The organism is Paenibacillus sp. FSL P4-0081, from assembly GCF_000758565.1.
GTDB classification, from domain to species: Bacteria; Bacillota; Bacilli; order Paenibacillales; family Paenibacillaceae; genus Paenibacillus_AQ; species Paenibacillus_AQ phytohabitans.
The window spans coordinates 3,245,718-3,268,855 of the sequence record NZ_CP009280.1 but is presented as its reverse complement, the minus strand read 5'-3'; the positions used below and the strand labels follow the sequence as shown (position 1 = coordinate 3,268,855).

Sequence of the window (23,138 nt, the reverse complement as noted above, 5' to 3'; positions counted from 1 at the left end):
GCATAGTCACTGCTCCATGTATGGTTTACACTAAAGCTATATACACTAGGGTTATCGGAGGTGGGACAATGAACTCGCACGAAGAGCAGAAGGAAGCCACGGGGCTTGAATTTAAATACATGGTCAGCGGAGATTCGATCTCCAAGGGTGTTGTCTATGATGAAGCAAGAAGCAGGTATGTCATTCTGGAGGATAACTACGTGTCCCTGCTGCAGGGCAAGCTTAAGGGAGCTATGCGTAATACCGCCAGATTCGGCAATACGCTGATGAAGGGCTTCGGCAATCTGAAACGCGATGTGCTGAAAGACAAACCGGATGTGGTACTGATTGAATACGGAGGCAATGACTGCGACTATCACTGGGAAGAAATTGCAAGCAATCCCGAGGCAGAGCATAATCCCAAAACTGATTTTCCGGCCTTTGAACGGATGCTGCTGGATATGATTGATTACCTGAAGAATCAGGGGATTACGCCTATTCTGATGAGTCTGCCCCCGCTGAATGCGGACAACTATTTCAAATGGGTCAGCGGCAATAATCCGGACACCGAGCTGAACATTCTGAAATTCCTCGGCAGCGTCACCAAGATTTACTGGTGGCAGGAGCGGTACAACTCCGCAATTATCAAGGTCGCCGAGAGCACCAAGACCAAGATCATTGATGTCCGGGGCGCATTCCTGCAGCAGCCGGATTACACCAAGTTTATCTGCCGGGACGGGATTCACCCTAACCGGGAGGGCCACCGGATTATCTATGACAAAGTCATGGATTTCATCCGCACAAGCGAACCCCATCTTCTGATGGACAATTCGGCGTTGCCGGGACACTGATTACCGGACATGCGGAATATAGGTTAAGCAAACAACTGAAATTTCAGGGCAGCCCCTGCGGGCTACATACATAGGTGTGTCCCAATCCGCCATAGCCACGTAATGGCGGATTGGGACACACCTTTTCATCTTCACAGGCTATGAACGCCTCCGGTACACTCCCGGTGCAACGCCGTACCGCTCCCGGAATACCCGGTGGAAGTAGGTATAGCTGCCGAAGCCGGTCTCCTCAGCAATACGCTCCAGTGTATAGTTGCTGTTGTCCATCAGCCGAAGCGCCATCGCCAGACGGACCTGCACCGCATACTGCATCACCGAATACCCGAATTGTTCCTTGAACAGGTGAACCGCCCGGGTGACGCTGATTCCTGCGTGGCGGGCCACATCCTCCAGCCGGATGGAGGATGTCGCATGCTCTTCCACATAATTCTTGATCTTCAGTCCCTGCAGGAGTGAAGAGGAGGAGGAGGCCGGCGCTTCGGCGATAGCCCGGTCCAGCAGCAGGCACAGGGCCTTGAACAGCGCCTCAAGAATCTCCGGGCTGCCTCCGTCGATCCGCCGCTTTTCCAGAATTAATTGCTGCCAGATGCTATGCAGCTTGCTGTCTTCGGCAATCCTGGACTTCTTAGCCCTCACCTGCTTGTTCCACCACTCATCCACCCATTCACCTGTACACATGACATAGTAGTCTGCGCTGAAGCCCAGCGGACTTTCTTTCTCGCCAATCCGCAGATCGTAGAGCTCGCCGGGACGGAACAGCAGCAGATCACCCGGCATCACCGTGACCATCACCCCGTCAATCAGCGCTTCACATTCCCCTTCTGCCTGGAGCCTGATGATATAGGTATCCAGCCCTTCCCGGAACAAATGCCAGAACGGCTGGATATGCCGGGAAAATGAGCTGAGATGAATGTCTACCCCGGTTGTACCCATCCTGGATCACCCTTCCTTGCTCTTGCCTCATGACCAGATCGTTGAGGTTCTTAACCATATTGTTTCTTCAAAGTGCAGCGGAATACCTTCTATAATGAGACTATTCCTACAAACTTTCAGGAGGTAACATAAGTCCTATGAGCAGCCCTACAGTCCGCGTAATCCAGACAGCCAAAGAAACCGGTGACCGGTTAACAGAATTACAGCCTCTGTCCTTCCGGCCCGATTCCGAAGAGAAGGAAATGGAATTGATTAACATTTATGAGGATTTGGAATATCAGGAAATTGAAGGCTTCGGCGGTGCGCTGACGGAAGCCTCTGCAGTCACGCTGGCCAAGCTTAGTCCGGAGAAGCAGCAGGAAATAATCGATGCCTACTTCCATCCGGAGCACGGAATCGGCTACACCCTGTGCAGATCACATATCCAGAGCTGTGACTTCTCAACAGGCAACTATGCTTATGTAGATGGCGTTGACCCGGAGCTGGCTACTTTCAATATCTCCAGAGATCAGGAGTCGATACTTCCGTTAATCAAACGCGCGGCTGACGCTGTGGGCGGGAGCTTCCGGCTGTTCTCCTCCCCATGGAGCCCTCCGGCCTTCATGAAGACGAACGGCGAGATGAATAACGGCGGCAAGCTGAAGCCGGAATACCGGGAAGCCTGGGCTAATCTGTTCGTGAAATACATTCAGGCTTACGCTGAAGCCGGCATCGATATCTGGGCGGTCAGTGTGCAGAATGAAGCCAAAGCCAAGCAGATCTGGGATTCCTGCATTTATACCGCTGAAGAAGAGAAGGATTTCGTACGCGATTATCTCGGTCCTGCCCTGGAAGCAGCCGGCTTAGGCCATGTCAAAATCATGATCTGGGATCATAATAAAGAACGGGTCTATGACCGGGCGAAGACCGCTTTTACAGATCAGGAAGCAGCAAAGTATATCTGGGGCATCTGCTTCCACTAGTATTCCGGTGATCATTTCGAAGCCTTGAGCGCTGTACATGAGCGTTTTCCTGACAAAAAGCTGTTCTTCAGCGAAGGCTGCCAGGAGGGCGGCGTACACCTCGGCTCCTGGAACACCGGTGAACGTTACGGCCATGATATCATCGGCAACCTGAACAACTGGATGTCCAGCTGGACGGACTGGAATATCGTCCTTGATGAGCAGGGCGGCCCGAATCATGTAGGCAACTTTTGCGATGCACCGATTATCGGCGATACCCTGAAGGATGAAGTAATCTATGAGAGCTCGTTCTATTACATCGGGCATTTCAGCAAGTATATCCGTCCGGGCGCCGTCCGTGTAGGCACCTCCAGATATACCGACAAATTCGAAACTACGGCGTTCCGCAATACAGACGGCACTTATGCCGTAGTCGTACTTAACCGCACGGACAGCGGGCTTCCATACACCCTGCATTTCCGGGATCAGCTGGCGGAGGGTTCAATTCCGGCCCATGCGATTCAAACCCTGCTGTTCCAATAAAAAACACATAAAGGCGCTCCCAAGCTACGGCTTGAGGAGCGCCTTTATTCATTTGGCCGGTCTGCATTTATTCGCCGCTTCTGTACCGCTGTCAAGTAACCCTGCTATTCCTTCTTCTCCCCGGCGGTCTCCTGCGGCTGAAGCGAAACATATTTGTCCCCCAGGAGCTTCTGGAAGTAGGTCCGGTTATACAGCATACTGGGATGACTGGGAAGGTGACGCAGTGCCGTTTCATTGAACATATTAGCCCGTTCATGCTGGCCCAGCCGGTCGTAGCAGAGCGCAAGCTGCAGATTCGGAATCCAGGTGGCGAAGGCTTCATTCTTCACGCCCATAGACTCTGTCTGCCGCGGCAGCATAACAGCGAGCTCATACCAGTAGATAGCCGGGTGAAGCTTGCCCTGCTCCACATGCCAGGCACCGAGCCGGCAGCAGAACTCGGCACGCGGAGAATCGTACTGGAGCGTCCGGGTAATCGCAGTGAACGCCGCTTCCTTGTCACCCAGCCGCTCCCGGCATTCGGCCAGCCGCAGGCAGGCCTGAATATTATCTTCAATCCAGCCTTGGCCTCCGTTCAGAAACTGCTCGTAATATTGGCTGGCCTCCTCATGGATTCCATGATCGCGCAGCTCATTGGCATAATAATATTGATCGCGCGGAGAGAAGACTTCCCCCTCAGCCACCCGCTTGCGATAGATCCGCAAGTTGCGGTCCGTATACGCTTTGTCTTTCTCATGGGTAATACAGACGTCACTGCTGTAAGAAGGGCCGTATACCTCGAGGTATTCATGCACCGGGCCGATCCATTTGAACCCGCAGGACCGGCGGACCAGCCGGTTGCGCCGCAGGGACGTAACGACCTTCCCCTCCCCGTCAAAAGCAAGATTATACTGCATGTTCACACTGTCCACATTCTCCGGCAGGGCGTGCTTCAGCTCCCTGAGCCGCGCATGATCCTCATCCTTCAGATAATCATCCGCATCCAGCCAGAAGATGTATTCCTTGGTCGCCTTACTGAAGGCGAAATTGCGGGCAGCAGAGAAATCTTCGATCCAGGTAAAATCATATATCACCGCTCCGAAGGTTTCCGCAATCTCCTTGGTTCTGTCCGTCGAGCCTGTATCCACAATGATAATCTCATCCGCAATCGCTCCAATGGAAGTAAGGCAGCGGGGCAGGCTCTTCTCTTCATTGCGGACAATCATGCATAAGCTGATTTCTATCATGGCAGCCTCCTAATCGTTATCCTCTTATATAAATATGCAGCCCCCTCCAATTGGAACTCCCGTTCCTACCCAATCTGCCGCCCTTAATGCCCCCCTATATAATTTTATTCAGCACAAAAGAAACTTTCCGGAGGATGCAGAGGTCAATACAGTAGAGAGAAAAGGGAGGGACCGTATGTACGGTGCAACGAAGGATTCCAATACTATGAACGCCGCCGCGTTAAAGACACTTATGGAAGACTATGGCGAGGATGTATGGAACTATGCCTACTACCTGGCCCGCAGCAGAAGCGCTGCTGATGATATCTCCCAGGAGACCTTCATCCGGGCTTATAAATACAGGGATACTTTTCGCGGTGAAGCTTCAGTCAGAACCTGGCTACTGCGGATTACCCGCAACCGCTGGCTGTCCTACCGCAGCAGCAGCTTCATCCGGCGGGTAACCTTACAAGCTCACGCTGGCAGATCCGGCTCAAGCCCATCCGCTGAAGAGGTGTTTTTGCAGCAATCCTTGAGCAGTGAGGTGTGGAAGGTAGTCCTGCAGCTGCCTCGTAACGCCAGGGAGGTTCTTATGCTCTATGCCCACTACGGACTCAGCATGGAGGAATTGGCCGGAATGCTGGGGATATCCTTATCTGCAGCCAAATCCAGACTGCACCGCGCAAGGCAGCAAGCCAATGAATACTGGGAAAAGGAAAAGGAGTTGAACAGATCATGAGCAAATTACCGGAGGAATGGGAACAGCAGTTGAAGGAGAAGCCTTTTGAGGGCATGAATTTCACTCCGCAAATGCAGAAGAAGGTAGAGCAGCGTCTGGGAGGGTATCAGCCCAAGCGCAAGCGTTATAAGATTCTTGCTTACGCAGCGGTACTGCTGCCGGTCATGGCCATGCTGCTATGGTTCGGTTACAGCGGCCTGGAACCCGGCAAGCTTGCCGGCCGGATAACTCCCCTGGTATCGGAAGCTCCCCCGCCCCGGGAAACCGGAGCTGCGGATTTCTCCCCCGCTCCCACCGGCAATAGCCAAAGCGTTCCAAGCAATGATTATGCGGTTGGCATCCGCAGCATTTATAATGCTGAAGTCCCTTTCCCTTCTGTTGAAGACAAAAGGGCTGAAGTATCGATCCCGCTGACTGCCATCCTTTCAGTTCCCGTTCTGGACGACGGTAACAGTCCTGCACATGTCACTCCGCCCCCGTTGCCCGGAATGACCTTCCCGCTGCCGGCCGGCATGGAAGACAAGCTGCAGGCGGCCCTCATCTTCCAGGGCGATACCGGCAGTGCTTATATCCTGCTGGCCCCTGCCGGCTGGAAAGCTTCGGCCGTTACCGGAGCCAACGGCTCCCTTGGGGCAACGTTTGAGGACCCGGAAAATCCGGGGCAAACTTTGCAATATACCGATAATGCCTGGGGCTGTCAGGGCTGTGCAGTCGGCAGCATCGGGACCTATTTCCCCGGCAAGACAGAATGGGCGGATGAATACGGATTGACCATTATTCCTCCTGCGTTCACCGAACAGTATATGGCGGGAACCGGAGGAGCGGATGCACGCACTGTGCGGTATTCTCTGCCTGCGGAAGCCAGGGGGTATGAAACAGCCGGAACGGCCTACTATGATGAAGGCGAATGGGGGTATCTGTTCCGCAAGCTGGAGATGACCACCTCTTCAGCCTTTGACGGGCAGGATGTGATTGACAGCATCCAGGGATTTTTTGCAGCCAATCATGGCCCGCTCCTCCTTCCTGCAGTGCAGAATCCGGAATCTGCCGCAGGCATTGCAGAGTATACCACGCAGTCTCTCTACCTGGCTCTGGAACAGCGGGGCATGCAGCTCAGTCTCGTCCCGGATACCACTGAGCTCATGTTCAAGAAGCAGCTGGCCGGTGTCTGGCCTGAAGAGCTGCTGATCGATAAGACCGATACACCGGCCCGGCCGGACCGGTTGTCCGTCTATACCTACGCTGACAGCCTGGAATGTGCCGAAGGTCTGGCTGCGTTGAAGCTGGAGATTAACCGTACGACAAATGATGGAGGAGCTCGCATATACCCTCATGTCTTCAGGGGAGGGAAATTCCTTGTGGTGTATTGGATGGGCGGAGACAGTGCTGAGCCCTACGTTTATGACAAGGCCATCAAGCTGGCGCTGCGCAGCCTCGAAGGCAGCTCCGCCTCTGAAGCGGACTGAGATTCCGTTTATTTGCTCCCGCACCACTTATCCCGGCTGCACACATAGGTTATTCTCAATTCTTATCTTTGAAAATAGTACTGTCATGCGGACAGCTAGAGTGTTTTTTGTTATAATGTCGTAGAGCAAGTGGAAACGGCGTTGCCGTCCTTTTAAAGGACGGTACCGTTTCAGCGAGAAATAGAAGGATAAGTTATCGTGTGAAACATATAAACGCTTATATTTTTAAAAAGTTGCACCCAAAACAGGCTCCATACCATTCATATACAAAAAGGGGACGTTACCTTTGTCAAAAATCATCAAAACCTTAACTATTGCCGGCAGTGACTCCAGCGGAGGCGCAGGCATTCAGGCTGACCTCAAAACCTTTGAGGAATACGGCACCTATGGCTTCAGCGCACTGACTACAATCGTTACCATGGACCCCGACCGGGGCTGGCACCATAATGTATATCCGATCGATGCCGCAATCGTTGCAGAGCAGCTCAAAACGATCTTCGCCGGCGGTCCCGTAGACGCGATGAAGACCGGTATGCTGGGCAGCGTGGAGATTGTGCAAGTTACCGAGCAGGCAATCAAGAACAATCTGCAGACCAATGTAGTTATCGACCCGGTGATGGTCTGCAAAGGCGAAGATGAAGTGCTGAATCCGGAGAGCGCCAATGCGATCCGCGATCTGCTGCTGCCTCTGGCTACTGTAGCGACACCGAACCTGTTCGAAGCAGGTGTCCTCTCCGGACTGGGCAGGCTGACTACTCTTGAAGAGATGAAAGAAGCGGCCCGCCTGATCCATCAGCTCGGCACCAAGAATGTTGTCGTCAAAGGCGGCAAGGCACTGGGCGGAGATAAGGCGATCGATATCTTCTTCGACGGCAGCGAATATGTCGTTCTGGAGACGGCCAAGATCGAACCCGCCCACAATCACGGAGCCGGCTGCACCTTCGCTGCCGCTATTACCGGCGGCCTGGCTAACGGTTTGTCGGTGAAAGAAGCCGTAGTGAAAGCGAAGGACTTCGTGTCCGCAGCCATCCGCAACGGTTATGCCTTCAACCAGTATGTCGGCCCAGTATTCCACGGCGGCTACCGTCTGGAGAACTAGGAACAGCCAGTCTGCCGGATAACGGCGCAGCAGCAAAAAACCTCTCTTCGGGAATGGGTGTGAACATCCATTGGAAGAGAGGTTTTTTGTTATTTTCAGAGATGCTGATCTCTGTATTCTATTTACTTCGCGGCTTGTTCCTCCGCAATATGCTTCACAAACTCAATCGTCTTATCCTTATTGTCTTCGCCAAGCACACCAATAATGATCGATTTCACATTGTAGTCAATGGGCAGCGCAGAGATAAACGGAGAATCCATAATATTCACACCATACAGCTCTCGCTTGCCGGTATCTTCATTCGTTCCCCATCTCATACGTGTATCGTCAGCAGCCAGCTTGCCGTCCGCCGTAATGGGTTCGAGATTCTGGAATCCGGCCTGTCCGCCGATCCACTCGATGGTCGCATCATCCATAATGACGATATCCGGCCGGTTGGCCGCCAGCTCGACCACAGCCTTCTGCATATGGTTCATATCCAGCGTATCAGCACCTTCTCCGGTCTTGGGCAGATACACAATGGTCGCCTCTACCCGTTTCCACTGCGGATAAGCGTCAATGACCGCTTGCTCCAATGCCGCTGTATCCCCGCTGCTGTCCTTGGCCCCGAAATTACCCACGAACATAATGGTCGCATCCACCGGCGGCAGCGAAGCAAGATACTGTCTGTGCTGATAGTTATCGTACAGTGCCTTCCCGCCAAAAATGAGCACAAGCACTGCGACGATGGACAGGATAACATGCGTTTTGTAGAGCCGCATAAAGCGTTCCCATTTGCTTGCAGTCCCGGAGAACCGCCCGTATTTGGCTAGACGCTGGTCTTCAGCTTCCTGAATCTCCTGCTCGTCCCAAGTATCCAGAATAAGCTTGTACGCCTGGAAATCCGCTTCATAGTCCGCTATTTCTTCATCCGTAGAAAGGGTCCGTCTGCGCTTCAGGAGCAAATCGAACCGTTTGTTCAATTCCTCTCTGGTTACGGTTTCAGTTAATCCTAGCCGCGCGTACGCTTGCTTCAAGTTATCGTTCACATTCAGTTCTCCTTTGATATGTATGATGCCATAATTCTATTTTAACAGACTTCGCCCTGTATTCTCCACTCTGGCTATAGATGCTCAGAACAGGCCCGGCGTCTCCATCAGCAGGAACTCCGTTTCGCTGTCTCCATACCGGTTGATGAAGCTCTGCCCGGGCAGGAAGCCCGCCTTCTTATACAAGGCAATAGCCCGGAGATTAAAGGCCGCAACCGACAACCGGAACCGCTTCGCGTTATAGGTCCCCTGTGCAAACTTCATACCCGCCTGCAGAAAAACAAGCCCTTTTCCAGCGCCGGTCAGGTCCGGCCTTAATCCCAGTCCGATATCAAGCGCTGTACCATCCAGATAATATCCCAGCTCTACCCCTCTTCCCACCTGGGCATTCCTCCCGTAACAGAAGAATCCGGCCAATTCCCCTTCCGCAGTGCGTACGCCGAAGTAGGAGCCGTCCATCAGCTCTTCGATATCCTCCGTTCCAGCAGAATCATCCAGCATATTGTACAGAGAATATGGCGGTTCGTATTTCCAGTTCAGAATCTCTCTGGCTGCCGGCTCATCCATTAACCGGATCTGATAACCGCTGTATGGTTCGCTGATCATAGTTTAACACCTCCTGTTTCCTGTTTCCTGAATTCTGTGGGCGCAAGCCCGGCATGCTTCTTGAATTGCCTGGAGAAATAGAACAGATCGCCGAAGCCGAGCTGGTCGGCAATCTCGCTGACCGAACCGGAGGTGGCTGCCAGCAGGTCTTTCGCTTTTTCAATCTTTTGCCGGGTGATGTATTGGATGGGGGGCACGCCGATCTGCTGCTTGAACAGGCGTATGAAATAGTTAGGGTGCATATGCGCAATTTCGGCAAGGTCATGAATGGTAATATTGTGTTCGATATTCGCGGCGATGTAATCCAGAACGGCTGTCAGCTTCCGGGCGGAGCCCAGATTCTTATAAGAGATTTCATCCAGCCTGAGGTTCATGATGTAATAGGAGATCAGCTCCAGCAGCTTGCTCTTGGCCAGCAGCGGGGCATATACAGCGTCCGATTGGGCACCCCCGGTAATCCCTTTGAACGCCGCCTCGACAGCAGCAGGATTCTCCGGAATGCATACATGGCTCATCTCCAGGATACGGAACAGATTAATCTCTCCGACCTTGGCGCTGAAATGACACCAGTATTTGAGAAAAGGGCGTTCGCTGATGCATGAGTAGGACTGCTTCACACCCTCAGGCATCAGGATCAGCTCCCCCGGCTGCGGATAATATTCCTTATCCCCGATCTTCAGCCAACCTTCACCGCCGCAGATGTAATAGAACTTGCTGTAGTCCGGAGTATAGTCCAGATCCCTCCACTGTGTGGTGCACTGGTTATAGTCCGCCATGAGCAGGTCGACCTTCAGATTGGATAAGTAGCTGGTGAGCAATGCGTGATGATCCATCGTTCAGACCGCCTTAAAGGTTATTTTTGTACATCAGAAAGTTAATCCCGTACATTCTTAATCCCCCTGCGGCCCGGTACAATGAAAGCGTTATATTAATCGCGGGAGGATGAGAAACTGACTATGAACCTGACTGATTATTTGCACCTTATCGACGAGACCATTAAGAACGGCCCCTATAAGGATGATTGGGATTCGCTAAGTATGTATGAGGTGCCGCAGTGGTACCGCCAGGCCAAATTCGGCATTTTCATTCACTGGGGGCTGTATTCTGTTCCGGCCTTCAGTAATGAGTGGTATTCCCGCAATATGTATATCCAAGGCACGAAGGAATATGAGCATCATCTGGCTGTCTACGGGAACCACAAGGATTTCGGTTATAAGGATTTTATTCCCTTGTTCACGGCGCAGCAGTTCAACCCGGACGAGTGGGCTGCCTTATTCCAAGCCTCCGGCGCCAAGTATGTCATTCCCGTTGCAGAGCATCATGACGGCTTCCAGATGTATAAAAGCGCTGTCTCCCATTATAACACGTACGAGATGGGGCCCGGGCGGGATATTCTCGGCGAGCTGAAGGCCGCCTTCGGGAAGCATGATCTGGAGCTGGGCGTCTCCTCCCACCGCGCGGAGCATTGGTTCTTCATGTCCCACGGCAAAGAGTTCGAGTCCGATATCCATGAGCCGCTGGAACGCGGCGATTTCTACTGGCCGTCCATGCCGGAACCCGATCATCACGATCTCTACGGCTCTCCCCCGTCTGAAGAGTATCTGGAAGACTGGCTGATCCGCTGCTGCGAGCTGGTCGACCAGTATCAGCCTAAGGTCTTCTATTTCGACTGGTGGATTGAGAATGCTGTATTCAAGCCGTATCTGAAAAAATTCGCCGCCTATTACTACAACCGGGCTGTTCAGCGCGGAACTACGGCTGCCATTAATTATAAACATGATGCCTTCATGTTTGGCACGGCCATTCCCGATGTAGAGCGGGGGCAATTCGCTGAGCTGAAGCCGTTCTTCTGGCAGACGGATACAGCAGCCGCACGAAACTCCTGGTGTTATACGGAGAATAATGACTTCAAATCCGCCGGAGAAATCATCCGCGATCTGGTGGATATCGTCAGCAAAAACGGCAATCTCCTGCTGAATGTGGGTCCGCGGGCTGACGGCAGCTTTGCTGATGAAGATAAGGAGATACTGGCTGCTATAGGCGGCTGGCTGGGCACAAATGGTGAAGCCATCTATGAGAGCTCCTTCTGGCGCACGTTCGGTGAAGGGCCGACATGCATTGAAGAGGGACAATTCACCGACGGTTGCGCCAAGGTGTTCACCCCTGAGGACATCCGCTTCACCGTGAAGGGAAGCTGCCTGTATGCAACCGTCCTGGTGTTCCCTGCGGATGGCGTGGTCCGCATTACATCGCTTAGGGAGAAATCCCCCTATTTCGAGGGAATTATCCAGAAAATGTCCGTGCTCGGTTTCGATGAGCAGCCTGCCTGGGAGCGGGATGCAGAAGCATTAACGATCCGCACCACAGCGGTGGCCAGCGCCCTGCCGGTTGTGTTCAAGCTTGAACTTGCGTGATCTTTGCCTACTACTCTTCACAACGGAAGGAATAACCAGCATGAGCGGATGGACTGAAGCCATGAAGCAGATTATTGAAGAAGAATTGAAGTGGGATATCGCGGATACAACCATTGAATACCAGCAGGATGGCTTAACCAACACGAATTATATAATCTCCAGCGGTAACCGCAAGCTGGCGCTGCGCATTAGCGGCGGGAATGCGGACAGGCTTGGCATTAAGCGGGAAGCAGAGCTTGCCGCTATGCAGGCGGCGGCAGACTTAGGGATAGGTGCAGAGGTAGTGTATTTCTCCACGGAGACGGGTCATATGGTCACAGAGTTTATTGATGGCGTGAAATGGAACGACGCAGATGCCGGCACCGATGTGAATATGAAGCGGATCGCCGATACTTTGAGGAAAGTGCATGCCCTGCCGCCGGTTCCTTATGCATTCTCTCCTTATCAGGATATTAAGGACCGGATACAATTCGCCGCCCGGCATCAGCTCGGGCTTCCTGGAGATCTGAACGAGTTCCTGGAGAAGCTTGCGGCCATTCAGCAGGACAGGGCGTCAAACGGACAACAGCAGCTGGGGCTGTGCCATAATGATCCTTTTACAAACAACTTCCTGGATGACGGAACGGTGCGGCTGATTGACTGGGAATATGCCGGAATGGGCGATATCATGTTTGATCTGGCATGTGTATGCTCGGCTTATTCCCTGCCACAGAAGGAAACCTTCCTTGCCTGCTACTTCGGTCATTATGATGCGGATACCCTGCATAGCCTTGAACAGATGTCTTATGTAGTCACCTTCTGGAATGCGATGTGGGCAGTGCTGCAGACGTTTGACCCTAAGCCGGTTGTACCCGCAGAGTCCGCTGAACCGGCTGCAAATTACCGCCAAATCGCGAATTGGATGTTCGCCCGGCTGAGGGAGAGTCTATGATACAGATTCGAATTCGAATCCGAATCCGGAGCCTGGCGGCCCCTAATCCAGACCATGCAGGCGCCTCCACTCTTCGGGCTGCATACCGGTCATCCGTTTGAACACAGCACAGAAGTAGCTGACATTCTCGAACCCTGCCCGCTGGGCGATTTCATAGACTCTCTGCCCTCTGCTGCTGAACATGAGCTGTTTGCTCCGGTTCACCCGCTGTTTGTTAATGTAGGCGACCGGCCGCTCGCGGACGGTGCGCTGGAACAGCCGGCACAGATACTGCGGCGATACTTCAGCCACCTCGGCCAGTTCCTTCAGCAGCAGCGGACGGTGCAGGTGGAGCTCTATATATTGCAGCACCGGCTTCATCCGCTCCAGCTCATTATCCTCATTCGAGGCGGGAAGCAGGCTGCGTTTCAGATCCAGAAGCAGCGAGTACAATAACTTCGAACGTTCCAGATTATCCTGAAGCTCATTGCCGTATGAAAGGGTAAGCATCTCCTCCAGCGGTTTCAGGATGGGCTGCTCTCTTAAGCTCCCCATTCCTGACTCGCGTATACCGGCATAGAGCAGCATCTGGGCCGCTTCCCTCCCGTTAAAGGATATCCAGGCCAGCTCCCATTCCCGGCTCAGCGGCGCATACGAATGGGGAACATCCGGATAGAGAAACATGATATCACCGGGACCTGCAGTATAACGTTTATCCCCGATAGTCAATTCGCCTTTTCCGCCAAGTACCTGGTGCAGCTGGTAATCCGGAAAGCCCGTAGGCCGGAGAGTCTCTTCCTGATGCTCCCAATACCCGATGGTTGTGGCATAGAGCGGCAGCGGAAGCGTTTCTTCCATTTCGCTGAAGATCATTGTACTTCTCACAGGCGTCCCCCTTTCTGTAAAAGCCCAGCGGGTTCTAACCGCCGGTATTCCTGTCCCGCCTCTCCATCATAACGGCCCGCAGTTTCAAATTCCAGTCTATTCTTGTTTCATATTTTGATATATTTGATGAATATCATTATATATACCCCAGACATACTCCATTCTATAATATGAATATAACAATATAAGGAGATGTTAACTTGCGCCATAAGCTCTCATACCAGCAGCCTGCAAACGGATATCCGGAATGGAATAATAATCCTGAGCTATTTCAATTGAACCGGATAGACGCGCATGCCTCCATGATGTCTTTCCCGGCAGTGGCTGAAGCCCTGCAGGGAACTAAAGAAGCCTCCTCCCGTTATCAATCCTTGAACGGAACCTGGAAATTCGCATTCGCCGAAACTGCGGAAGCACGGATCAAGGATTTCTATACTGCCGGTTATGACTCCGGAGACTGGGCGGATATTACCGTACCCTCCCACTGGCAGTTCCAGGGATATGATTATCCGCAATATACCAATGTCCGTTATCCATGGGCCGTGTCCGAGCCGGAGCTGAAGCCGCCTTTTGCCCCGACCGTGTACAATCCGGTAGGCTCTTATATCCGCACCTTCACCGTACCCGAGACTTGGGATGGGCAGCCGGTGTACCTCAGCTTCCAGGGGGTTGAATCCGCTTTCTATGTCTGGGTGAACGGCGAGCTGGCCGGATACTGTGAGGATACCTTCACGCCATCCGAGTTCGATATTACCGCTTATCTGGTACCCGGTGTCAACAAGCTGGCTGTAGAAGTCTACCGATGGTGCGATGCCAGCTGGCTGGAGGATCAGGACTTCTGGCGGCTGAGCGGAATATTCCGCGACGTTTATCTGTATACTGCACCGCCTGTGCGGGTTGCCGATTTCTTCGTCCGGACAGAGCTGGACGAGAAGTATACCGATGCGCAGCTGAACGTAAACCTGACGGTCGAGAATTATTTTGATAAGGTGATTGAGTCTCATTCAGTACAGGTGCAGCTCTATGACGGTAAGGAACAGCCCATATGGGCTAAACCTGTCTCCGCCTCTGTCGCTTTCGGTCAGGACGGAGTTCAGCAGCTAGAGCTGTCCGCAGCAGTGACGAACCCGAAGAAGTGGAGCGCCGAGAAGCCTTATCTGTACACACTGGTTATTGCTGTATCGGATGATCAGGGACAAGTGCTGGAAGCGGTCAGCTGCAAGGTAGGCTTCCGTACCTTCGAGATCCAGGATGGTCTGATGAAGATCAACGGCAAACGGATTGTGCTCAAGGGCACCAACCGTCATGAATTCTCCTGCGACACCGGCCGTGCACTCTCCAGAGAAGACATGATCACCGACATCAAGCTCATGAAATCGCATAATATCAATGCTGTGCGGACTTCCCATTATCCGAATCAGTCCGTATGGTATGAGCTGTGTGACGAATACGGTCTCTATGTCATCGACGAGACGAATCTGGAGACCCATGGCTCCTGGCAATACGGGCAGCAGGAACTGCATGAGTTCAATGTCCCTGCCAGCCGGCCGGAATGGCGCGCCAATGTCATTGACCGCTGCAACTCCATGATGCAAAGAGACAAGAATCATCCGTCGGTCATCATCTGGTCACTCGGCAACGAGTCCTTCGGCGGCGACAACTTCCTGGCCATGCACGACTATCTGCGGGAAGCCGATCCGACCCGTCTGGTGCATTACGAAGGGATTTTCCATTACAGAGCATCGGAAGCCGCAAGTGATATCGAATCCACCATGTACATCAAACCGGATGATGTTGAGAGATATGCGCTGAACCATCCCAAGAAGCCATACATTCTCTGTGAATACAGCCATGCTATGGGCAACTCCTGCGGCGGTTTGCATCTGTACACCGAGCTGTTTGACAAGTATGACATCATTCAGGGCGCTTTTATCTGGGACTGGGTAGATCAGGCGATCCGCACTACTACAGCTGACGGCACAAGCTATCTGGCCTACGGCGGCGATTTCGGGGAAAATCCGCATGACGGCAACTTCAGCGGCAACGGCCTGCTGTTTGCTGACCGTACGGTTACTCCCAAGCTGCTGGAGGTCAAAAAATGCTATCAGAGCATTGTCCTCACCGCGCTGGACCTGAACACCGGACGTCTGCAGGTTCGCAATAACTTCCTGTTTACGGATCTGGAAGACTATCAGCTGCAATGGAAGCTGGCGCTGGATGGAGAAGCCGTCCAGGAGGGAACGCTGCCTCTGTCCGCAGCACCCGGTGAAACCGCTGAAATTGCCGTTCCGTACGATCACAGCCTGCTTGAAACCGGCAAAGAAGCTGTACTTACGGTCTCGTTCGTCCTGCAGGCCGAAACAGCCTGGGCAGGTGCAGGCCACGAAGTCGCCTGGGAACAGTTCATTCTGTCCCCATATATTCCGGCCGCCACTCCTGTTATTCCAGGGAGTAAGCTGCAGGTCAATGAGCAAGACGGGCTGGTGACATTTGCAGGCAGCAGCTTCGGAATATCGTTCGACACGGCATCCGGCGCCCTGGTTTCTTACCAGTCTTCCGGCAAAGAGCATCTGCTTGCACCGGCAAGACCTAACTTCTGGAGAGCGGTAACCGACAATGACCTCGGCAACAAGCATCCCGAGCGATGCGCAGTCTGGAAGGAAGTCTCTTACAGCCGTCAGCTCACCGGGTTCAGCTGCCGTGTAGAGGGCAGTCTCGGTTTCGTGACTGCTGAGTATCTGCTGGATACCCAGCCGAAATCCCTGCTGCGTGTTCAATTCGAGATCCGCACAGACGGCTCGGTAGAGATTGTTCAGGAGCTTCAGCCGGGCAGCAGCAAGCTGCCGGAGATTCCGGAATTCGGCATGGCCTTCGAGCTGGACAGCAGCCTCGACACCATCTCCTGGTACGGCCGCGGCCCGCATGAGAACTACTGGGACCGGCAGTCCGGAGCTCCGCTGGGACGTTACAGCGGCTCGGTCAGCGGGCAATACACACCGTATCTCCGTCCGCAGGAATGCGGCAACAAGACGGATGTAAGATATGCCTCTGTCACTGCAGGCAGTGATGGACACGGCTTGCATGTAGAAGGCGCGTTGCCTATCGAAGTCAACGCCCTGCCTTGGAGTGCAGCTGAGCTGGAAGCCAGCGATCATGGCTACAAGCTACCTGTATCCAACAAAACGGTGCTGCGCGTGAACTACAAGCAGATGGGCGTCGGCGGTGACGACAGCTGGGGCGCCCCGACCCATGAGCAGTTCACCCTGCCTGCTAACCGTCCGTATTCCTTCCGTTTCACGCTTTCACTCGTGTAAATTTCCGCACAAGTAGAATAGAAGGATAAGTTAGCATGTGAAACATATAAATTATATTTTCAATAAAGAGGTGTCCCGGCAGCCGGTTCTGCGGCTTGGGACACCTCTTTTCGCTTGCTCATCATCTGCCCATCAACTGCTGAACTAAGCCTCACCGCACGAAATTGAGCTTCAATCCTCCTCATGCGCCCTGGCGAATAAAATTCTCTGCCGGATGCTTGTGAGGTAATAACCATTTTTTAAAAATCATGCCCAAAATACAACATTTCCCTTATAATTCCGGGCATAATCCACTTTTGTTGTATGAAATACAACATTTTTCTCTTCTCCAAGCGGATTAGCAGCACAATTGTTGTATTTCATACAACAATCTATCCCCACACCCAGGTTTCTGCGAAACCAAGTTGCAATACGTACAACATTTAAGCTTTTACAGTGTAAATTTAAGCACCTGTTTTCTGCATCCCCTGGTCTATGAACAAAAACTAACCAGGCAGTAAATGGCTGCGTCCCCCTTCGGTTTCTCAGCAAATATTTATCTTGAATAATCCCGTCACTCCGGTGAAAATAAAGTCATATAGCAGCATTACAGAGATTAAACTAGTGTTAACCCTGAATACATTCATCATTTATATTTCCAGGTGAGGAGATATTATATGTCCGACACAGCCGCAACCATCCGGGATGAAATCTTAGGCTCCATTTCAAAGATTTTCGGGGTACACGTTACTAAGGCTACGCAGATTGATCAGGGTTTCCTGAATCTGAAATGGAAGCTTGAAAGTGATCACGGACGTTTATTCGTGAAGCAATACAGCAAGATACGTTACCCGGAGCACCTCACCCACGGACTTGAGGTTTCTTTGACTCATCAGGATCAGCTGCAGCTGCAGGGCATCCCGGTTCCGAAGTTATTTTCACATCAGGGGAAATATGTCTTACGAACGCCTTCGCAGGAACGGTATGTGCTGATGAACCTGTGTGACGGAAGCAGTGTTGAGCCGGGCTCGGCAAGTGAGCCCCAAATGTATGCGCTGGGGAGCGTAGTGGGCCGGATGCATAAGCTGCTGAACACGGACCTGACTCCATTGCCCCTGCACTGGAATATACGGACCCAAGAAGCTATGGTGAAGCACTGGGACAAAAGATACCTTCAGGCGACCACCCTTCATAATGGCGAAACGGTTGCAGCGCTTGAGATTCAGCGGAGAATTATTGATGGAATGGATACCGGTATCTTTGCAGACTGCGAACGGGGCTGGGGGCACTGGGATTTGTTCGTCGATAATATTCTGTTCAGCGCCGATGAAGTGGCCGCTATCCTTGACTTCGACAGACTGCATTTCGTGTACCCGGAGTTCGATATATCACGCCCCATCCTGTCCTGCGCCTTGTCAGGCAGCCAGCTCCGGCTGGACCGGGTCCAAGCCTTTGTGACCGGCTACCGCGAGCATATCCCATTACCCGTTAACAAATTGATCCGTTCCATTAAATTAACGTGGTGGAGGGAAGCCGAATGGATTGCGGTTCCCCAAAAGGATGAATTCACACCGCTCATCCGTTTCCGCCACGAAAATAATTGGGTCGCCGCCAACTGGGACCGCCTGGAGGATATTTTCGCCGGAATTTGAGCTGCCTCAGTGCTGATACAGCCGGATGCTTGACACCGTCATCACCGCCGGCAGGCTAGCTTCGTCCACCGCCACATTGTCATACCACCCGCCCACTGCAAGATTAAGCAGCAGATAAAAAGGCTGATCAAAGGGCATCACCCCCGGCTCCAGACTCCGCTCCGCGAAGCACTGCCCGTCGACAAGCCAGCGCATGGAACCGGCTTCCCATTCCAGCGCATACTCCCGGAACTCGTTAATCGTTCCGTTCTCCAGCTCATAGGTGAACTCTTCGACGACTTTATGCGCAAGATCCGGTCCATAATGCAGCGTTCCCGCAATCTGCCGGGGCAGGCGTCCCTTCGCCTCCAGCATATCGATCTCCCCGGAGGCGGGCCAGGGCCCGTAAGCCTGATCCTGCGGAAGCAGCCAGATGGCGGGCCAGATTCCCTGCCCCACCGGCAGCTTGGCCCGCACGACCAGCCTGCCGTAGCAGAAAGAGAACTGGTTCCGGGTATCCAGGCGGGCTGAAGTATACGCGAAGCTGCGTCCATCCTGCTCCACAGTTTCGCGGCGCGCACACAGCTGCAGGCCTTCTTCTCCAATAGACAGATTCCCCGGATTCCCCGTATAAAACTGCTGCTCCCCGTTGCCCCAGCCCGGATACACCGGCTTCCCGTCATTGTCTAATAAATCGTTACCCAGGCGGATATTCCAGCTCTGCAAATCCGCATTTCCGCTTAGGAAATCCTGCTCCCATACAAGCTTGTTCATCCTTCGCACACTCCCTTCAGTTAATCACAGCATACTTAATTTCCAGGCCCGGTGGGTGGAATCCAAAAAATTGGGATAGAGTCAATAATCATGGCCTTTTTTCCTCTGCCCTTTTCTCATACGATGAAAGAGGAAGGGGGGCACAGCACATGTTCCAATACAGAACGGAACAAATGAAAGCGCTTGTCAGACAGTGGCAGCTGCAAAGCATGGTAATACCGGGCATTATCTGGATGTTCATCTTTTGTTATATCCCAATGTTTTGGCTGATCATCGCCTTTATGGACTTCAGCATCGCTAAGCCTATGCTGGAGTCGCCGTTTGTCGGGCTGAAGCATTTTCAGGATTTTATGACGGATGACCGGTTTTGGCGCTCGATCCGCAATACCCTCGGGATGAGTACAATCAAGCTCGTACTAGGTTTTCCAATCCCCATTCTATTCGCCCTGCTGCTTAATGAAATCCGGGGTCTGCGGTTTAAGCGCACGGTGCAGACAATCTCGTACCTGCCCCATTTTATCGCCTGGACGATCTTTGGCGGAATCGCACTCAACTGGCTGGGGGAGGGCGGTGTCATTAACCAGCTGATGATGGCGATCGGGTTCCAGGACCGGGAAATCCTGTTTAACAGCGACCCTAAGTACTTCTGGTGGATTTCCTTTTTCACCGATACGCTCAAGGAAACCGGCTGGAGCGCCATTATCTACATAGCAGCCATAGCGGGCATTGATCCGGGGCTGTATGAAGCGGCCGAGCTGGACGGGGCGAACCGCTGGCAGCGGATGTGGCATATCACGGTACAGAGCATCCGCCCCACGATCGCTATTCTGTTCATCCTTGCGGTCAGCGGAATACTCGGAAGTAATTTCGAGCAAATCTTCATGCTTAAGAACAACATGAATATGAAGATGGCGGAAAGTCTCGACCTCTACATCTACAACATGGGGCTTGTCTCCGGGCGTCACTCCTTCTCCACCGCCGTCCTGTTTGCCCGCTCAATCGTAGCGCTGGGGCTGCTGCTGTTGGCCAATCAGACCTCCAAGAAGCTGACCGGCGACAGTATTTTTTAGAAAAAACGGATTATGAGCGGCGAAGCCGACTCCACCTGGAAAGGAGATAACAGATTCATGGCAAGACGCGGAAGATTCCGGCGGATTGGCGCTTTCGAGGTCGGCAATACCCTGCTGATGCTGGCGGTCTGCTTTCTGACGCTGTACCCGATGTGGTTTGTACTCGTCAACTCGCTGAATTCACCGGCGCAGGCCTCGCTGGGTACCGTCAACTGGTTTCCCAAAGAGCTCTCGCTGGCCAGCTACAGTGTAGCCTTTAATGATAAGACGCTGATGAACGGGTTCTACATCACAACCATGCGTACGGTGATAGGGACTGTGGTGCATGTGCTGTTCACCGCTATCGTAGCTTACGGAATGAGCAAGTCCAATCTGATGGGCCGCAAGCTGTATCTCAAAATCTCTTTGATTACGATGCTGTTCTCAGGCGGGCTGATCCCCTCCTTCATTCTCATGACGAAGCTGGGCCTGTATGATAGTTTCTGGGTATTCATTATCCCTTCCATGTATACTTTTTTTAATATGGTTATATTTATGAGCTTCTTCCGCACCATTCCAGACAGCCTTGAGGAATCAGCCAAGGTGGACGGGGCTTCGGATTATGGCGTCCTGTTCCGGATTGTCCTGCCCAACAGCATGGCTGTCATTGCCACCATTTCCCTCTTCTCTGCAGTCTATCACTGGAACGACTATTATCAGGGAGTCATCTATATCCATTCCCAGGAGCTGCTGCCGCTGCAGACCATGCTGTACAAAATCATTGCCGAGAACTCCATGTCCTTCATGCAGCAGCAGGCGATGGCGCAATTCGGTGCAAGATTACCCGGCAACTCGATCAAATTCGCCTCCATGATGGTGGCTACGCTGCCTATCCTCATCTTCTACCCTTTCATCCAGCGCTATCTGGTCAAAGGCGTGATGATTGGTGCTATTAAAGGCTAGCCGTAATGAAGCATTCTACACCTATACAGAAAGGATGATTATGCCGTGAAAAGCAAATCTGTCAAACCATTCTTAGCTATCATTCTGGCCGTAATACTGACGTTAACTATGGCCGCATGCAGCAGCAATTCCGCGAATAAGGAAAGTTCGCCCACGACTGCGCTGCAGACCGAGGCTACGCCGGAGCAGCAGGCAGAAGCCACTCTGAATCCTGATGAACCCGCCTGGAAGCTCGATACCAGCCCTATAGATTTAACCTGGTTTGTTGGAGCGAACTGGTATGCACACACCTGGGGCGAGAGCCTGGCTTCCAAATATGTGACGGAGAAAACGGGTGTCAATGTCAAGCTTGAGGTCCCTTCCGGTGAAGCGAATGAGCAGATCACACTGATGATGACCTCGGGCAAGCTGCCGGATCTCATTTCTATGGGTTCCTGGGAAACCGCTGTCAAAAAGCTGTGGGAAGGCGATCATGTCTATGCCCTCAATGAATTGGCCGATCAGTATGACCCTTACTTTTACAAGGTAGCAGGTGATGGTACGCTGAAGTGGTACCGCCAGGAGAACGGCAACACTTATGGTGTACCGAATGACTCCTACAGCCCCAACCTGATGCATGAGACCGGCATGACGGCCGCCAATCAGACCTTCCTGGTCCGCAAAGATCTGTACGAGGAAATGGGCAGTCCGGACCTCAGTACCCCGGAGGGCTTCCTGGGTGCGCTGCAGCTGCTGAAGGATAAGTATTCCGAGTATAAGGGTCAGCCTATGAGCCCCTTTTTCGCCCAGGGAAATGTTCCTTACGGGATGACGGAATATCTGCAGAATCTGCTGGCCGTTCCGCATGAGAAAGACGGCAGCGTATATGACCGTGTAACGGACCCGGATTATATCGCCTGGCTCAAAACCTTCCGTACCGCTTACGAGCGCGGACTGATTAACGTGGATTTCCTGGTGGATTCCGATACCCAGGTGGAAGAGAAAACAAACAACGCCCGCTACTTCATGATGATCCGCGAATGGACCGGCATGACCGCTGTCAATCCGATGCTGGCTGCGGGTGCTAATCCGGACTCCAACTACATCGCAGTTGACGGGCCGCAGAACAGCAAAGGCGGCAGCGCCAAGCTGTTCCCCGGCAACATGGACGGCTGGATGGTAACCATGATCAGCAAATCCACAGAGAATCCGGAGCGTGCGATCCGCTTCCTGACCTACCTCGCCAGTGAAGAGGGCCAGCGAGACCTGTTCCTCGGCAAGAAAGGCGAAACCTGGGATACGGTGGACGGCAAACCGCAGCTGAAGACTGAATTCGTTGACATGCTGGGCAGCAATATTGAGAAGCTGGAGAAGGAATACGGCATACTGGATACCTACTGGATGATGCGCAACCCTGTTATCGTCAACCAGTGGAGACCGGAGAAAGCGCCTGTTATCAAGCAGATGGAAGACTTCGCGAACGCACAGGCCGATATCGACAGCGGTATCTATAAAGGACTGGACCCGCTTGGCGATTCGGATGTAGCGGTGGCCTGGGCGCGCATCTCCCAGAACTGGGAAGAAGTACTCCCTGAGCTGATTACGGCCAAGGACGAAGCTGCTTTTGACAAAATCTTCGACAGCTTCCTGTCCCGCCGCGACAGCTACGGCTTCGAGCAGGTGAAGGAATACCGCCAGACGGAGCTGGATGCACGCAAAGCCAAAATGGCGGAATAATGTCTTGAACTATGCCGGCGGCCGGAATGGCGGCCGGTATTCCCTGCTTAGAGGGGTTTCTCCCCTTAAGCCGCAGCGCCTTATTACCTACCAGCCGGTTTGTAATATATGGT

The 23,138-nt window shown here is 52.9% G+C and carries 19 protein-coding genes and 1 pseudogene; 13 read left to right on the top strand and 7 right to left on the bottom strand.

The window, feature by feature from the left end:
* Nucleotides 1–68: 68 nt before the first annotated feature.
* Nucleotides 69–830 carry an SGNH/GDSL hydrolase family protein gene (locus P40081_RS13495; RefSeq protein WP_042136082.1) on the top strand — a complete coding sequence of 254 codons (762 nt, stop codon included), beginning with the start codon at nt 69–71 and terminating at the stop codon, nt 828–830.
* A 138-nt stretch (nt 831–968) separates the two neighbouring features.
* On the opposite strand, the gene P40081_RS13490 is transcribed toward P40081_RS13495, so the two are convergent.
* Nucleotides 969–1,763 (bottom strand): AraC family transcriptional regulator, encoded by a 795-nt coding sequence (locus P40081_RS13490; RefSeq protein WP_042136081.1) that lies wholly within the window; start codon nt 1,761–1,763, stop codon nt 969–971.
* Nucleotides 1,764–1,900: 137 nt separating this feature from the next.
* Between P40081_RS13490 and P40081_RS13485 the strand changes: the two are divergent.
* Nucleotides 1,901–3,034: pseudogene (locus P40081_RS13485) on the top strand (glycoside hydrolase family 30 protein); the annotation flags it as partial.
* Nucleotides 3,023–3,247 carry a glycoside hydrolase family 30 beta sandwich domain-containing protein gene (locus tag P40081_RS39330; RefSeq protein WP_269323274.1) on the top strand — a complete coding sequence of 75 codons (225 nt, stop codon included), beginning with the start codon at nt 3,023–3,025 and terminating at the stop codon, nt 3,245–3,247. The pseudogene P40081_RS13485 and the gene P40081_RS39330, both read left to right, overlap by 12 nt.
* 104 nt (nt 3,248–3,351) lie before the next feature.
* On the opposite strand, the gene P40081_RS13480 is transcribed toward P40081_RS39330, so the two are convergent.
* On the bottom strand, nt 3,352–4,473 hold the full coding sequence (locus tag P40081_RS13480) for a glycosyltransferase (protein WP_042136080.1): 1,122 nt from the start codon (nt 4,471–4,473) through the stop codon (nt 3,352–3,354).
* Between the two features lie 175 nt (nt 4,474–4,648).
* On the opposite strand from P40081_RS13480, the gene P40081_RS13475 reads away from it, so the two are divergent.
* The 3 genes from P40081_RS13475 (at nt 4,649) to thiD (ending at nt 7,756) form a co-directional block, all read left to right on the top strand.
* Nucleotides 4,649–5,191 (top strand): RNA polymerase sigma factor, encoded by a 543-nt coding sequence (locus P40081_RS13475; RefSeq protein ID WP_171719715.1) that lies wholly within the window; start codon nt 4,649–4,651, stop codon nt 5,189–5,191.
* Nucleotides 5,188–6,657 carry a DUF4850 domain-containing protein gene (locus P40081_RS13470; protein WP_042136078.1) on the top strand — a complete coding sequence of 490 codons (1,470 nt, stop codon included), beginning with the start codon at nt 5,188–5,190 and terminating at the stop codon, nt 6,655–6,657. Before P40081_RS13475 ends, P40081_RS13470 begins: the two co-directional genes overlap by 4 nt.
* A gap of 286 nt (nt 6,658–6,943) precedes the next feature.
* On the top strand, nt 6,944–7,756 hold the full coding sequence (thiD, locus tag P40081_RS13465; protein WP_042136076.1) for a bifunctional hydroxymethylpyrimidine kinase/phosphomethylpyrimidine kinase: 813 nt from the start codon (nt 6,944–6,946) through the stop codon (nt 7,754–7,756).
* 122 nt (nt 7,757–7,878) lie between these two features.
* Here thiD and P40081_RS13460 read toward each other — a convergent pair whose 3' ends face one another.
* The 3 genes from P40081_RS13460 to P40081_RS13450 all read right to left on the bottom strand — a co-directional run bounded on the left by P40081_RS13460 (nt 7,879) and on the right by P40081_RS13450 (nt 10,223).
* Nucleotides 7,879–8,784 carry a hypothetical protein gene (locus P40081_RS13460; RefSeq protein WP_042136074.1) on the bottom strand — a complete coding sequence of 302 codons (906 nt, stop codon included), beginning with the start codon at nt 8,782–8,784 and terminating at the stop codon, nt 7,879–7,881.
* An 84-nt stretch (nt 8,785–8,868) separates the two neighbouring features.
* A complete protein-coding gene (locus tag P40081_RS13455) occupies nt 8,869–9,390 on the bottom strand; it encodes a GNAT family N-acetyltransferase (protein WP_052421813.1) in 522 nt (173 codons plus the stop codon).
* Complete coding sequence (locus tag P40081_RS13450; RefSeq protein ID WP_042136072.1) at nt 9,387–10,223, bottom strand: AraC family transcriptional regulator; 837 nt, start codon at nt 10,221–10,223, stop codon at nt 9,387–9,389. The genes P40081_RS13455 and P40081_RS13450 overlap by 4 nt, the downstream gene beginning before the upstream one ends.
* A 123-nt stretch (nt 10,224–10,346) precedes the next feature.
* Between P40081_RS13450 and P40081_RS13445 the strand changes: the two genes are divergently transcribed.
* Nucleotides 10,347–11,804 carry an alpha-L-fucosidase gene (locus P40081_RS13445; RefSeq protein WP_042136071.1) on the top strand — a complete coding sequence of 486 codons (1,458 nt, stop codon included), beginning with the start codon at nt 10,347–10,349 and terminating at the stop codon, nt 11,802–11,804.
* Nucleotides 11,805–11,844: 40 nt separating this feature from the next.
* Nucleotides 11,845–12,735, top strand: coding sequence for a choline kinase family protein (locus P40081_RS36375; RefSeq protein WP_052421812.1), 891 nt, complete (start codon nt 11,845–11,847; stop codon nt 12,733–12,735).
* Nucleotides 12,736–12,777: 42 nt separating this feature from the next.
* Here P40081_RS36375 and P40081_RS13435 read toward each other — a convergent pair whose 3' ends face one another.
* Nucleotides 12,778–13,599, bottom strand: a complete 822-nt coding sequence (locus P40081_RS13435; protein WP_042136069.1) for an AraC family transcriptional regulator — start codon at nt 13,597–13,599, stop codon at nt 12,778–12,780.
* A gap of 200 nt (nt 13,600–13,799) precedes the next feature.
* Between P40081_RS13435 and P40081_RS13430 the strand changes: the two genes are divergently transcribed.
* Together P40081_RS13430 and P40081_RS13425 are read left to right on the top strand one after the other, a co-directional pair.
* Nucleotides 13,800–16,913 carry a beta-galactosidase, LacZ type gene (locus P40081_RS13430; RefSeq protein WP_042136068.1) on the top strand — a complete coding sequence of 1,038 codons (3,114 nt, stop codon included), beginning with the start codon at nt 13,800–13,802 and terminating at the stop codon, nt 16,911–16,913.
* Nucleotides 16,914–17,569: 656 nt separating this feature from the next.
* Nucleotides 17,570–18,544, top strand: coding sequence for a phosphotransferase (locus P40081_RS13425; protein ID WP_042136067.1), 975 nt, complete (start codon nt 17,570–17,572; stop codon nt 18,542–18,544).
* 6 nt (nt 18,545–18,550) lie between these two features.
* Here the strand turns inward: P40081_RS13425 and P40081_RS13420 are convergent, their stop codons facing one another.
* Nucleotides 18,551–19,297 (bottom strand): glycoside hydrolase family 16 protein, encoded by a 747-nt coding sequence (locus P40081_RS13420; RefSeq protein ID WP_052421811.1) that lies wholly within the window; start codon nt 19,295–19,297, stop codon nt 18,551–18,553.
* Nucleotides 19,298–19,446: 149 nt separating this feature from the next.
* Between P40081_RS13420 and P40081_RS13415 the strand changes: the two genes are divergently transcribed.
* From P40081_RS13415 to P40081_RS13405, 3 genes are read left to right on the top strand one after another with little or no spacing between them, the layout of a single operon-like run.
* Entirely contained in the window at nt 19,447–20,367 is a 921-nt protein-coding gene (locus P40081_RS13415) for an ABC transporter permease (protein ID WP_042136065.1), read from the top strand.
* 57 nt (nt 20,368–20,424) lie between these two features.
* Nucleotides 20,425–21,309 (top strand): carbohydrate ABC transporter permease, encoded by an 885-nt coding sequence (locus tag P40081_RS13410; RefSeq protein WP_042136063.1) that lies wholly within the window; start codon nt 20,425–20,427, stop codon nt 21,307–21,309.
* Between the two features lie 45 nt (nt 21,310–21,354).
* Nucleotides 21,355–23,025 carry an extracellular solute-binding protein gene (locus P40081_RS13405; protein ID WP_081969941.1) on the top strand — a complete coding sequence of 557 codons (1,671 nt, stop codon included), beginning with the start codon at nt 21,355–21,357 and terminating at the stop codon, nt 23,023–23,025.
* Nucleotides 23,026–23,138: the final 113 nt, after the last annotated feature.

Coding starts and splice junctions, on each gene's coding strand:
- P40081_RS13495 (WP_042136082.1), top strand. CDS start 69: ATGAACTCGCACGAAGAGCAGAAGGAAGCCACGGGGCTTGAATTTAAA.
- P40081_RS13490 (WP_042136081.1), bottom strand. CDS start 1,763: ATGGGTACAACCGGGGTAGACATTCATCTCAGCTCATTTTCCCGGCAT.
- P40081_RS13480 (WP_042136080.1), bottom strand. CDS start 4,473: ATGATAGAAATCAGCTTATGCATGATTGTCCGCAATGAAGAGAAGAGC.
- P40081_RS13475 (WP_171719715.1), top strand. CDS start 4,649: ATGTACGGTGCAACGAAGGATTCCAATACTATGAACGCCGCCGCGTTA.
- P40081_RS13470 (WP_042136078.1), top strand. CDS start 5,188: ATGAGCAAATTACCGGAGGAATGGGAACAGCAGTTGAAGGAGAAGCCT.
- P40081_RS13455 (WP_052421813.1), bottom strand. CDS start 9,390: ATGATCAGCGAACCATACAGCGGTTATCAGATCCGGTTAATGGATGAG.
- P40081_RS13450 (WP_042136072.1), bottom strand. CDS start 10,223: ATGGATCATCACGCATTGCTCACCAGCTACTTATCCAATCTGAAGGTC.
- P40081_RS13445 (WP_042136071.1), top strand. CDS start 10,347: ATGAACCTGACTGATTATTTGCACCTTATCGACGAGACCATTAAGAAC.
- P40081_RS36375 (WP_052421812.1), top strand. CDS start 11,845: ATGAGCGGATGGACTGAAGCCATGAAGCAGATTATTGAAGAAGAATTG.
- P40081_RS13425 (WP_042136067.1), top strand. CDS start 17,570: ATGTCCGACACAGCCGCAACCATCCGGGATGAAATCTTAGGCTCCATT.
- P40081_RS13420 (WP_052421811.1), bottom strand. CDS start 19,297: ATGAACAAGCTTGTATGGGAGCAGGATTTCCTAAGCGGAAATGCGGAT.
- P40081_RS13415 (WP_042136065.1), top strand. CDS start 19,447: ATGTTCCAATACAGAACGGAACAAATGAAAGCGCTTGTCAGACAGTGG.
- P40081_RS13410 (WP_042136063.1), top strand. CDS start 20,425: ATGGCAAGACGCGGAAGATTCCGGCGGATTGGCGCTTTCGAGGTCGGC.